Here is an 11,836-nt window from a genome sequence, read left to right on the forward strand (position 1 = left end):
TGGCATCACTGGAAGGAAGCGCGCCGATGAACATTCATTCCCGCGATATCGACGATTTGCCGAACCGCGACGAAGCTGAGGCTGCGTTGGATGTGTTGCGCGCATGGGCGGTGTCGGCGACACCGACTGAAATTGCACAACTGGACCCTGCCGTGGCGCGTCTGTTGCCCGGGCGCGAAGTGTCGAATTATCCTGACCTGTCGCGCAATTATCCCGAAGAGTTCACGGCCGATGCAGACTACAGGGCCACAATGCCTGATCTGCAAAATGGCCCGTCCAGCCTGATCCGTGGTGCCAAACAGAACATTCAGCACGTGGGGATTTCGAATTTCCGCCTGCCGATCCGTTTCCGGACCCGGGATGGGGGCGAAATGACGCTGGAGACCAGCGTGACCGGAACCGTGTCGCTGGATGCCGAGAAAAAGGGCATCAACATGTCCCGGATCATGCGGTCATTTTACAAACACGCGGAACGCACCTTCAGCTTTGCGGTGATGGCAAATGCGCTGGACGACTATCTGGCCGACCTGGACAGCCCGGATGCGCGGATACAGATGCGGTTTTCCTTTCCGGCGCGGGTGGACAGCCTGCGTTCGGGGCTCAGCGGTTATCAGTACTACGACATTGCGTTGGAATTGGTTGATCATGACGGTGTGCGTGAAAAGATCATGCATCTGGACTATGTCTATTCGTCAACCTGTCCCTGTTCGCTGGAGCTGAGCGAACATGCACGCGCGTCGCGCGGGCAACTGGCCACGCCGCATTCCCAGCGGTCCGTGGCGCGGATTTCGGTGCAGGTGGATGACGCCGGCAACCGGGTCTGGTTCGAAGATCTGATTGACCACTGTCGCCGCGCTGTGCCGACGGAAACTCAGGTCATGGTCAAACGCGAAGACGAACAGGCCTTTGCCGAGTTGAACGCCGCCAATCCGATCTTTGTCGAAGACGCAGCGCGCCTGTTCTGCGAAGCGTTGCAAAGCGACCACCGGGTGCGCGATTTCCGGGTTGTCGCCAGCCATCAGGAGAGCCTGCACAGCCATGATGCGGTGTCGATCCTGACACATGGCGATCTGTTCAAGGCCACCAGCCTGGATCCGCAACTGTTCGGAACCCTGATTCACCGGGGTTAACCCCCCGGCGTTTCCCGGCCTGCTGTGGGTTGACACTCCCCGTGCTGCGGGCCAACCCTGCGCGTCATGTTGGATCTGCGACCCGTCGGATATGTCATTGGATTGCTGGTTGCCATTCTGGGCGCAACCATGTTCCTGCCTATGCTGGCCGACCTGGCTCAGGGGCAGGGCGAATGGCCTGTGTTTCTGCAAAGCGCTGCCGTGACCATTCTGGTGGGTGTCTTGATGGCGCTCAGCTGTTCCAATGGGGTCAAACAGGGGCTGACAATCCAGCAGACCTTCCTTTTGACCACCGGTGTTTGGGTGGCGCTGCCTGTGTTTGGGGCGATTCCGTTCATGTTAGGCGATACCGACCTGCGGTTTGTCGATGCGTTTTTTGAATCGATGTCGGGATTGACCACCACCGGATCAACGGTGCTGTCCGGGCTTGACGACCTGCCACGTGGGATCCTGCTGTGGCGGGCGCTGCTGCAATGGTTGGGGGGCATCGGTATCATTGTGGTCGCCATGGTGTTCCTGCCTGAACTGCGGGTTGGGGGCATGCAGATTTTCCGTTCTGAAGGGTTTGACACCTTTGGCAAGATCCTGCCCCGCGCGACCGAGATTTCGTCGCGTATTTCGGTGATCTATATCGGGCTCACCGGAGCCTGCGCGTTGGCCTATGCTGCCACCGGGATGGGGGCCTTTGACGCGACGGCTCATGCGATGACCACGGTGGCGACTGGCGGTTTCGCCAATTATGACGCTTCATTCGGGGCGTTTGGCGGGATGTCCGAATATGTGGCCGTCGTGTTCATGATGCTGGCGGCCCTGCCGTTTGTTCGCTTTGTACAGATGACCTCTGGCCATGTGCAGCCGCTGTTTCGCGACAGTCAAATTCGCGTGTTTTTTGCCACTGCCGTCGTGCTGGTGCTGGCGTTGTCGTTGTGGAACATGACCCAGGGCCCTGAACAAAGCGAGACAGTGTTCCGCAAGACGTTGTTCAACACTGTTTCCCTTCTGACGGGCACTGGCTATGCCTCGACCGACTACATGATCTGGGGCGGTTTCCCGGTGACAGTTCTGTTTTTTGCCGGTCTGATCGGCGGATGCGCGGGGTCTACGGCCTGTTCGATCAAGATCTTTCGCTACCAGCTGTTGTTTGCCTCGATCAAGGTACAGCTGCAGCGTATTCGGTCACCGCATGGGGTGTTTGTGCCGCGTTATGCTGGACGTGCGGTGGGGCCGGACGTGCTCAGCTCGGTGATGTCATTCTTTGTGTTCTTTACAGTGACGCTGGGCGCATTGTCCTGGGCGTTGGGGCTGACGGGGTTGGAATTCACCACCGCCGTGTCAGGCGCGGCAGCGGCGCTGGCCAACATTGGCCCGGGCCTGGGGGAACAGATTGGACCATCAGGTAATTTCTCTGGGCTGAACGACACAGCGAAATGGCTGCTCAGCGCAGCAATGCTGATTGGCCGACTGGAACTGTTGGCGGTTTACGCCATTCTGACAATTCGCTTCTGGAGGGCGTGATGGAAAGAAAACTGGGTGCGCAGATCTCGCATATGCTCAAGGATCGCGGAGTCGAGGTGATTTTTGGCATTCCCGGCGTACACAATCAGGAAATGTATCGCGGTATTGAAGAGGCCGGGATCACCCATGTGTTGGCCCGTCACGAACAGGGCGCGGGGTTCATGGCCGACGGCTATGCGCGTGCATCCGGCCAACCGGGAGTGGCCTATGTGATCACCGGGCCGGGGCTGTGCAACATCATGACGCCGATGGGGCAGGCCTATTCCGACAGCGTGCCGATGTTGGTGCTGTCGTCCTGTCTGGATGAAGTGGCCGACCGGCGCGGTCAGTTGCACCAGATGAAAGACCAACGCGGGGCCGCTGCAACCGTTTGTGAATGGTCCGAAGAGGCGCGTACACCGCGCGCGGCCTATGGTCTGGTGGAACGCGCCTTTGATGAATTCGAAACCAATCGCCCGCGATCCAAGCATATTCAGGTGCCCATTGCTCAATTGGAAAGCGTGACCGCCGAGGCCCCGTTCCCTAACATGGCCGCCGAGCGGGTCAAGGTCGCCGCCCCAGATGTGGCTCCGGTGGTGTCGCTGGTGAATGTTGCCAAGCGGCCTTTGTTCATTCTGGGCGGAGGGGCGGCGTCGGTCTATTGGCGCGATCTGCTTGAGCCGCTGGGGATCGCCACCATGACCTCTTATGCCGGGCGCGGTGCCATGGGGTTGAATGCGCCGTTGGACTTTGGAGCCTGTCTGGCCCGCCCTGGCAGTGCCGAAGTGGTGGCCCAGGCGGACTTGGTTGTTGTTGTCGGGTGCGAACTGGCCGAGGTGGACATGTGGCGACCTGACTTGGGGCACACGGCGACTTTGGTGCGGGTTGATCTGGATCCGGAGGTGTTGAGCGATGCGCAACGTGCCGCGGTCAAGATACAGGCCGACGCCGACAGCTTTGCCCGGGCGTTCTGGGATGCAACCAAGGGGCAGGCGCGCCAGACCGACTGGACCGCAGATGAAGTGGCCGCCATCCGAACCCGTTGGCGCAGCGAAGTAGACGCCGAGCGACCCGGGATTGTGCCGATCTGCGACGCGCTGCGCGCCGTGATGCCCGCAGATGCGATGATCTATTCGGACATGACCCAATTTGCCTATGTGGCCAAAGAAGTCTGGGACATGCCGCGCCCGGGGCAATGGCACCATCCGACCGGGTTCGGAACATTGGGGTATGCGCTGCCCGCCGCCATTGGCGGGGCGGTGGCGCGTCGCGGCAAGCCGACGGTTGCGATCGCCGGCGACTATGGGTTCCACTATACGATGCAAGAACTGGGTGTCGCGGTGGAACTGGGGCTGCCGTTGCCGATCATCCTGTGGGACAATGGCAAGCTCAAGGAGATCGAAGACAGCATGACCCGGGCCCAGATTGCCCCCAATGCTGTCATGGCGCACAACCCGGACTTCTGCAAATTGGCCGAGGCCTTTGGCGCGATCTCCGTGGCTCCGTCTTCGATCAATGAGCTGCAGGGGGCGGTGCTGGATGCCTTTGGTGCCAGCGGTCCCACGCTGATTTATGTGACGCCCAACATCGCAAGTTGACTGGGGCGCTCCCGCCCCTTTGACGCCTTTCTGACGAAAGCCCCCAAAGCGTTGGGCCGGGCGCCGCGCATGAATGCGCGGCGCCGCCACCGTCGCACGCAGGCCGCCATCGGCGGCCTGCGTGGCCCAAGGCCTTTGCCAGCGCATCTTGGATGCGGGGGCAGGGCGCGGGAGCGTTTGGAGGACTGGGGCAATCGTGGACGCTTGGGGGAATGAAAAACGCGCACAGACATAATCTGTGCGCGGTCTCATTTCACCTCGGATGACCTGTGGCGGTTCAATCCCAGCAACTGACCAATACGGTCATGCCGGTCGCCAACCGGGTCATGGCATCCGGCGACAGTGTGTTGGCCTCGCGGCTGTCCTGGGCTGCGATCCCTGCCTGCTGGAGCAAAGCCCGCAACGTATCGGCGTTGGCCGCAAAGCTGACACCTTGGGGCAACTGCTGGGTGCCGGCCGGAGCGGCGGCAAGGATGCCCAGCACCGCGCCATTCGCATCCAGAACCGGACCACCGGCATCTCCCGGTTGTGCGGCCAGCGCCAACCGGGTCACTCCGGTTTCGCCACGCAATCCCCGCAGGTCCGACAGGGTACCATAGGTCAGTGTCGGCGCGCCGAGAATCCCTTCGTAGGAAAATCCGGCCACGGCCACTTCGGATTGCAGCAGCGGGGAACTGGCCCGCAACTGGGCCACTTCCATCGGGGCCAGACGCTCGACCGGGCGTACCAGTGCCAGACCAGTCGAGGCATCGCTGGCCACCAGTTCCGCCTGGAAGTCGCTGTTCAGTGTAATACGGGTGCAGTTTTGAACCGCATCGACTGTTGTCACCACTGTGCCTTGGCCATCCACAAATGTACCAGAGCGCGACAGGCGCGGTTTGCGCACCTGAAGTCCCGACACAAGGTCGATACGTTGTTCAGCGTCAGCACCTGCCGCGGGATCCAGCACACCATCGAGACGGGTAAAGCTGGTCTTCATTTCGGTCAGAACCCGGCTGCGGCGTTCTTCGTCTCCGGCGGGCCAGATCAGGGTAAAGCCTTTGATCTCGCCTCCGTTCAGGGCGGCTTGGGTATAAGAAACGATACCGTTGCCGCGCCCTTCGATGACAAAGCTGTCGGACTTGCGTTCCCGCTGGCCTTCCAGAGGAATGATCTCCAGCGTTTGCAGGATATCATAGAGGCCAAACAGGGTGGTCTGATCACCGGGCTGGCTGATCATCAGCACCCGGGCACCCAATGACCCAGACGTCGGGTAATGGGCGAAGGGTGGTTCGTAATGAGAAAAGCCGACCTCTTTGGTCGGGAGTTGCATTTCAATTCCGGCCTTGTCATCCCTGATGCGGGCCATGCCAACCGAAATCAGAGGTGCATTATACTGGTCCATCAATATCTGACGTTGCTTAGTGGTCAGGATTCCGGTCTGTTCAAACCCGTTTGCCGCCTGCCAATCCGCCATAGAGGCGCGGGTCCCGCGGCCGAACGAACCGTCGATTGCCGCTGTATAAAACCCACCTGCCTGCAACGCGATCTGCAAGGCCTTGCGTTCGTTTCCGTTCAGGCCCTGTTCACTGCGCCGGGCCTGGGACGGGGTTTCATCCGAAGGTTCCGGATCGGGCTGTAATGTTGCAATTGTTCCGGCTCCCGAAGAGGGGGCCGCAATCGGGTTGCTGGACAACAGGTTTTCGCCAACCGGCCAGAATTGCTGACGCAGGTTCGATGACTGGGAGATGAAACTGTCGCGGGGAATCTGCCGTTCGAGACGATACACCTGCAGAACACGCTGCGCGTCTTCGCGGGTATAGGGGCCCAACAGAATTCCGTACCAGTTGCCCCCCAGCGAAAACCCGGTCACGTCGGCCAACGCCTGCGAGTAAATTTGTGCCCGGGCCTGTGCGTCGCGCAGGCTGGGGTGTGCTTCAATTTGGATCCAGACAATATCCTGGCTGCTCTGTTGCGCCATGGTCGGCCCTGTCCAGCTTGCTATCACAAACAGGAACGCCGCGATCAATCTTGTCATATCAGGTCTCGTGCCCTTTTAATTCATAATCTGCGGGGAAGATAAACATTTTCCATCCAAAATGGGAATGCCCATGACGGTCTCTGGACAGGGGGAATTTCCGAACACGTAACAGCAGGGCCCGATCATGGCCGTGTGGCGCAGGTTTTCATGCGCAGGAATAAATGGGCACGTCAGTGTCGACAGGAGTTCAGGACCATATGAGCCGTTGACCCCGTCGGGGCGCTTGCATAGGTAAGACGCGCATTTGCAGTCCGTTTACAGATGAGAGTTCCATGATCCAATCCACCGGTGCCCCGCGTTCGTTTCAGGAGATCATCCTGCGGCTTCAGACATATTGGGCCGGGCAGGGCTGTGCGATGTTGCAACCCTATGACATGGAAGTCGGTGCTGGCACCTTTCACCCGGCCACCACATTGCGGGCGCTGGGGTCAAAATCCTGGGCTGCCGCCTATGTTCAGCCGTCGCGACGTCCCACCGATGGGCGGTATGGCGAAAACCCCAATCGTCTGCAGCATTATTACCAGTATCAGGTGCTGATCAAACCCAGCCCGCCCAACCTGCAGGAGCTGTATCTGGGCAGCCTCGAAGCCATCGGCATCGACATGGAGCTGCACGATATCCGCTTTGTCGAAGACGATTGGGAAAGCCCGACACTGGGTGCCTGGGGGTTGGGCTGGGAGGTTTGGTGTGACGGCATGGAAGTCAGCCAGTTCACCTATTTCCAGCAGGTTGGCGGGCATGACTGCAAACCGGTTTCGGGCGAGCTGACGTATGGTCTGGAACGTCTGGCGATGTATGTCCTGGGTGTGGATCACGTGATGGACATGCCATTCAACGACCCACAGTCGCCAATCCCGTTGAAATACGGTGACATCTTCAAACAGACCGAAGAAGAATACGCGCGCTGGAACTTTGACGTTGCCAATACCGAAGTGCTGCTGCGTCATTTTGAGGAAGCTGAAGCCGAATGCGCCGCGATTCTGTCGCAGGAGCACATCGACCCCAAGACGGGCAAGCGTATCATCATGGCTCACCCGGCCTATGACCAATGCATCAAGGCGTCGCATATGTTCAACCTTCTGGACGCTCGCGGCGTGATTTCGGTCACGGAACGTCAGGCCTATATCGGGCGCGTGCGGGCCCTGGCCAAACAATGCGCCGATGCATTTGTGTTGACCGATGCAGGCGGCCACGTCGCCTGATCGACCGGTACCGGGACATGGATGTCCCGGGCAATTGGGGAACTCCCCCGAAAGGCAAGTAAACAATGACCGGTAAAATTCTGACAATCGTTCTTATTCTGACCGCTGTGATCGGCGGTGCCGCGATGTATTATCTGCAGGTCTATGCCTTTTATACCGAAGTCACGCCGACACCGGGGCAGGATGTCATTCTGGTACCTGCCGATGGGGGGGCACCTCAGGCGATCCCCTATTCGGGGTTTCAGGCCATCGATGCCGATAGCTCTCCTATCCGCTATCGGGCCTGTTTCCAAACCGATCTGACGATCGAGGCTGCCCGTGCGACATTTATCGAAATGCCAGATCAGTCACCCCGGACCGCTCCGGGGTGGTTTGATTGCTTTGACGCCGAAGCATTGGGCGGCGAATTGGAAGCCGGAACCGCAACCACGTTCCTGTCGCACAAGAATATTGAATATGGCGTGGATCGCATTGTGGCGCTGACCAGCGACGGACGCGGCTATGCCTGGCATGAGCTGAACAATTGCGGTGAAAAAGCATATGATGGCACGGTTGTGGGCGAGGAATGCCCACCGCTGCCGCAACGCTGAATTAATTGCAAACACGGAAAACCAGGCTGTCCAATGGATGATCCGATCCTCATTCCCAATTTCATCTCCGTGACCCTCGGGTTTGCGGTGTTTCTGTTGGGCGCGGGGCTGAATGCACGGATATCCCTGTTGCGTCATCTCAACATCCCCGAACCGGTGACCGGAGGCCTGTTGGCGGCATTGGTCGGTTGGGGCCTGTATCAATGGGGCGGCACGGCCATTGAATTTCAGATGGACGCCCGGGATTACTTTTTGGTGCTGTTCTTTGCAGGGATTGGATTGAACGCCCGCCTGTCGGATCTGATTGCCGGGGGAAAACCGCTGGCAATCCTTCTGGGGCTGACGCTGGCCACGATTGTCGCGCAGAACCTGATCGGTGTCATTGGTGCGGTGGTATTCGGCTATCCGGCGCAGGCCGGGGTATTGTTCGGATCGGCTGCATTGATCGGCGGGCATGGCACCGCAATTGCCTGGGCCCCTGATGTGGCAACCGCAACGGGTCTGGAGGGTGCGACCGAGCTGGGCGTGGCCGTGGCGACCTTGGGGCTGGTGCTGGCCGCGCTGGTTGGCGGTCCCATTGCTGGGTATCTGATCAATCGCCACGACCTGAGCCCATCGCGCCCGGACGAGGAAAACACGATAGGCTTGTCCCATGACGCCGCCGCCGAGGGGCAGGGGATCGACCATCTGGGCCTGATGCGGGTGATGCTGTATCTGAACCTCGCCATCATTCTGGGCTATGCCCTGCACGCGCTGATTGCCCAATTCGGGTTGAAGCTGCCGCTGTTCGTGCCCTGTCTGATCGCCGCTATCGTCATCGCCAATCTGCGCGCCCTGTTGTTGCCCAATGCCAACCCTGTGGCCCGCACGCCGGCGCTCGCTCTTGTGTCGGAATTTGCGCTGGGTGCGTTTCTGGCCATGTCGTTGATGAGCCTGCAGCTGTGGACCATTGCCGGGCTGGGCATGACCATTGCAATGATCATGCTGGCCCAGACGCTATTCGCGGTTCTGTTCGTGCTCTATGTGCTGTTTCCGCTGTTGGGGCGGGGCTATCGCGCGGCCGTTCTGGCGGCTGGCTTTGGTGGGTTTGCCCTGGGGGCGACCCCCACGGCGATTGCCAATATGACCGCTGTGACAAAACGCTATGGGCCGTCGCCTATTGCCTTTGTCGTGCTCCCCCTTGTATCCGCTTTCTTTGTCGATATCGCCAATGCGATTGTCATCCAGATAATCGTGAACCTCTGAGGACCCCAGATGCCCGATCTGCTGATTGAATTCTTTTCCGAAGAAATCCCCGCCCGCATGCAGGCGCGCGCTGCGGGTGATCTGAAAAAGCGGGTGACCGATGGGCTGGTCGAGGCCGGTCTGACCTATGCAGGCGCGGCAGCGTTTTCGACTCCGCGCCGGTTGACGCTGGCGCTGGAGGGGGTGTTGGGCGAAAGCCCCACCATCCGCGAAGAGCGCAAGGGTCCAAAGGTCGGTGCCCCGGACAAGGCGGTCGACGGGTTCCTGCGCGGCGCGGGCGTGACCCGCGAACAGCTCGAAGAGCGCGATACCCCCAAAGGCGCGGTCTATTTCGCCACCATCGAAAAACCGGGCCGCCCTGCGGCAGAAATCGTTGCCGAGGTTCTGGAAGATACCATTCGAAATTTTCCTTGGCCGACATCCATGCGCTGGGGCACAGGGACGCTGCGCTGGGTGCGCCCGCTGCATTCGATCCTATGCCTGCTCAGCGAAGAATCCGGCAATACTGTGGTCGATCTGGACATTGACGGGATCAAATCGGGCGACACAACCTGGGGTCATCGGTTCATGGCCCCGGCACGCTTTGCTGTCACCGGGTTCGATGATTACGCTGCCAAACTAAAGCGGGCCTTTGTGGTTCTGGACGCAGGCGAACGCGCCGATGCGATCTGGCAGGATGCCACCAATCAGGCGTTCGCCAGCGGGTTGGAGTTGGTCGACGACAAGGGCCTGTTGGCCGAGGTAGCCGGTCTGGTCGAATGGCCGGTGGTGCTGATGGGGGCCATCGACGACGAATTCCTGGACCTGCCACCCGAGGTGCTGCAAACCTCGATGAAGGAGCACCAGAAGTTCTTTTCGGTGAAAAATCCCAAGTCCGGACGGATCGAAAAATTTGTGACCGTCGCCAACCGCGAAACCGCCGACAATGGTGCGACCATTCTGGCCGGCAACCAAAAGGTGCTGAGCGCCCGTCTTGCAGATGCCAAGTTCTTTTGGGAGAACGACCTGCGCACGGTGAAATCCGAGGCCGGTATGGGCACGTGGGTCGACGCGCTGTCCAATGTGACCTTCCACAACAAATTGGGCACCCAAGCCGAGCGCATTGACCGCATCGCCGCGCTGGCCCGCGAGATCGCCCCGGTTGTGGGCGCTGACGCCGATTTGGCCGAACAGGCCGCCCGGGTGGCCAAGGCTGATCTGTCGTCCGAAATGGTTTATGAGTTCCCCGAGCTTCAGGGCCTGATGGGCCGCTATTACGCCGAGGCCGCAGGCCTGCCGCAGTCGGTCGCCAACGCCTGTGATATGCATTATTCGCCGTTGGGTCCGTCGGACGACGTTCCGACCGAACCGGTGTCAGTCGCCGTGGCGCTGGCTGACAAGCTGGACACGCTGACCGGGTTCTGGGCGATTGACGAAAAGCCCACTGGTTCGAAAGACCCCTTTGCCCTGCGCCGCGCCGCGCTGGGGGTGATCCGGTTGGTGTTGGAGAATGACGCGCGTTCTGGGCTCGACCGGTTCATTGATGAACAGCTGCTGCGCCATGAACTCGCTCAAAATGGCGAAGATGATGTGTCTCGTGGGCTGCTTGCCGACATGCTTGGAGAAATTGCCGATCATGGCGTCTTTGGTTCCGCAGTGCGCACGGTGTTGGACGCTTTTGACGGCGATCTGCCCAGACGTATGGAAGAGCTCAAACAACGTCTGCCGGATGTGTCGCGTGATCTCCTCACCTTTTTCCACGACCGCCTCAAGGTGTTCCTGCGCGATCAGGGCATTCGCCACGATGTGATCGACGCCTGCATTGCGATGGAAGGCAATGACGATCTCACCCTGCTGGTCAAACGCGCCCGGGCGCTGGAAGATTTCCTGAAGACCGAGGATGGTGAAAACCTGCTCCAGGGCTTCAAACGCGCCAATAACATCCTGGCCCAGGCCGAAGAAAAGGATGGGGTCGAATACTCCTATGGCGCGGATGTGAAATTCGCCGAAGACGCCAGCGAAATCGCGCTGTTCAACGCGCTGGAAACCAGTCAGGGGGCGATCTCTTCGGCCATCGAAGCCGAAGATTTCGCGGCCGCGATGGGCGGCATGGCGGCGCTGCGTGGGCCTGTGGATGCGTTTTTCGAGGCGGTGCAGGTGAATTCCGACAATCAGGTGGTACGCCGCAACCGGCTGAACCTGCTCAACCAGATCCGTCAGGTTTGTGGTCAGGTTGCTGATCTGACGCGCATCGAGGGTTGAGCAGGGCCAAACCCAAACCACAAGCGCTCCCGCCCGCTGTCCAATGATCTGCGATCACCGGACAGCCGTTGGGCCAGGCAGCGCGCAGGCAGGCCTGCGCGCTGTGGGAAATGAAACCGATGGTATGCGCCCAGACTGATGTGGAGCGCTGGCACCGCGTGCCCTATGGGCGCGCGGTGCCAGGCCCAAGGCCCAAGGCCTGTGCCCTTGCATCTGTGATGCAGGGGCAGGGCGCGGGAGCCCGCCGAGGTGTCAAAGTTGCACCGCAAGGCGCAAAAGCTTTTCCTTGCGCATGGGCGCAACCGGCTTATGCTGC

Annotated in this window: 8 protein-coding genes; 7 read left to right on the forward strand and 1 reads right to left on the reverse strand. The window is 60.1% G+C overall.

Annotation, left to right across the window (positions count from 1 at the left end; genetic code table 11):
• Positions 1 to 26 precede the first annotated feature (26 nt).
• The 3 genes from folE2 to K3727_07585 all read left to right on the forward strand — a co-directional run bounded on the left by folE2 (position 27) and on the right by K3727_07585 (position 4,222).
• Positions 27 to 1,130 (forward strand): GTP cyclohydrolase FolE2, encoded by a 1,104-nt coding sequence (gene folE2, locus K3727_07575; GenBank protein UWQ92628.1) that lies wholly within the window; start codon positions 27 to 29, stop codon positions 1,128 to 1,130.
• 66 nt (positions 1,131 to 1,196) lie between these two features.
• Positions 1,197 to 2,645 carry a TrkH family potassium uptake protein gene (locus tag K3727_07580; GenBank protein UWQ92629.1) on the forward strand — a complete coding sequence of 483 codons (1,449 nt, stop codon included), beginning with the start codon at positions 1,197 to 1,199 and terminating at the stop codon, positions 2,643 to 2,645.
• Positions 2,645 to 4,222 (forward strand): acetolactate synthase isozyme1 large subunit, encoded by a 1,578-nt coding sequence (locus K3727_07585; protein UWQ92630.1) that lies wholly within the window; start codon positions 2,645 to 2,647, stop codon positions 4,220 to 4,222. Before K3727_07580 ends, K3727_07585 begins: the two co-directional genes overlap by 1 nt.
• Positions 4,223 to 4,499: 277 nt before the next feature.
• Here K3727_07585 and K3727_07590 read toward each other — a convergent pair whose 3' ends face one another.
• Positions 4,500 to 6,239, reverse strand: coding sequence for a trypsin-like peptidase domain-containing protein (locus K3727_07590; protein UWQ92631.1), 1,740 nt, complete (start codon positions 6,237 to 6,239; stop codon positions 4,500 to 4,502).
• A gap of 275 nt (positions 6,240 to 6,514) precedes the next feature.
• Here K3727_07590 and K3727_07595 point away from each other — a divergent pair, with 275 nt between their 5' ends.
• From K3727_07595 to glyS, 4 genes are all read left to right on the forward strand, one after another.
• Positions 6,515 to 7,444, forward strand: a complete 930-nt coding sequence (locus K3727_07595; protein UWQ92632.1) for a glycine--tRNA ligase subunit alpha — start codon at positions 6,515 to 6,517, stop codon at positions 7,442 to 7,444.
• A 65-nt stretch (positions 7,445 to 7,509) separates the two neighbouring features.
• Positions 7,510 to 8,034 (forward strand): histidine kinase, encoded by a 525-nt coding sequence (locus K3727_07600; GenBank protein UWQ92633.1) that lies wholly within the window; start codon positions 7,510 to 7,512, stop codon positions 8,032 to 8,034.
• A gap of 33 nt (positions 8,035 to 8,067) precedes the next feature.
• Entirely contained in the window at positions 8,068 to 9,279 is a 1,212-nt protein-coding gene (gene gltS / locus K3727_07605; GenBank protein ID UWQ92634.1) for a sodium/glutamate symporter, read from the forward strand.
• Between the two features lie 9 nt (positions 9,280 to 9,288).
• Positions 9,289 to 11,520: a glycine--tRNA ligase subunit beta gene (gene glyS / locus K3727_07610; protein UWQ92635.1), complete on the forward strand. Its 2,232-nt coding sequence runs from the start codon at positions 9,289 to 9,291 to the stop codon at positions 11,518 to 11,520.
• The last annotated feature ends 316 nt before the right edge of the window (positions 11,521 to 11,836 follow it).

The sequence above is a fragment of the Rhodobacteraceae bacterium M382 genome, assembly GCA_025141015.1.
Taxonomy (GTDB): domain Bacteria; phylum Pseudomonadota; class Alphaproteobacteria; order Rhodobacterales; family Rhodobacteraceae; genus Aliisedimentitalea; species Aliisedimentitalea scapharcae.

What these genes read in the sequence shown, in the direction of transcription:
- K3727_07590 (UWQ92631.1), bottom strand. Translation starts at nt 6,239, where the DNA reads ATGACAAGATTGATCGCGGCGTTCCTGTTTGTGATAGCAAGCTGGACA.
- K3727_07595 (UWQ92632.1), top strand. Translation starts at nt 6,515, where the DNA reads ATGATCCAATCCACCGGTGCCCCGCGTTCGTTTCAGGAGATCATCCTG.
- K3727_07580 (UWQ92629.1), top strand. Translation starts at nt 1,197, where the DNA reads ATGTTGGATCTGCGACCCGTCGGATATGTCATTGGATTGCTGGTTGCC.
- glyS (UWQ92635.1), top strand. Translation starts at nt 9,289, where the DNA reads ATGCCCGATCTGCTGATTGAATTCTTTTCCGAAGAAATCCCCGCCCGC.
- K3727_07585 (UWQ92630.1), top strand. Translation starts at nt 2,645, where the DNA reads ATGGAAAGAAAACTGGGTGCGCAGATCTCGCATATGCTCAAGGATCGC.
- folE2 (UWQ92628.1), top strand. Translation starts at nt 27, where the DNA reads ATGAACATTCATTCCCGCGATATCGACGATTTGCCGAACCGCGACGAA.
- gltS (UWQ92634.1), top strand. Translation starts at nt 8,068, where the DNA reads ATGGATGATCCGATCCTCATTCCCAATTTCATCTCCGTGACCCTCGGG.
- K3727_07600 (UWQ92633.1), top strand. Translation starts at nt 7,510, where the DNA reads ATGACCGGTAAAATTCTGACAATCGTTCTTATTCTGACCGCTGTGATC.